The 227-nt window shown below is 61.7% G+C and carries 1 protein-coding gene; it reads left to right on the forward strand.

Annotation, left to right across the window (positions count from 1 at the left end):
* Nucleotides 1-50 precede the first annotated feature (50 nt).
* Nucleotides 51-224, forward strand: coding sequence for a hypothetical protein (locus tag ACPYOJ_RS37345; protein ID WP_481417909.1), 174 nt, complete (start codon nucleotides 51-53; stop codon nucleotides 222-224).
* Nucleotides 225-227 lie beyond the last annotated feature (3 nt).

A 227-nucleotide genomic window follows, 5' to 3' on the forward strand; every position in this document is an offset into this window, starting at 1 on the left:
GGCGATGCCCCACGACACGGCGATCGCCTCCCGCAGCAAAGGGAGATTCCTTGACATCCGGTCGAGATCGTCTTTCGCCGCCACAAGATCCCTCGTCGGTGGCGGTCCCTCTTCTCGTCGCCATCAACACGTTCTGCGATCATATCGACGGTCTCAGCGGTCTGGGAAAGTTCCTCTCCGAGCGCTACTCGGAGCAGGAAGCCGAAGGCGATGTAGCCTCGTAGCCG

This window comes from Rhizobium sp. SVR5-9E (assembly GCF_056755095.1).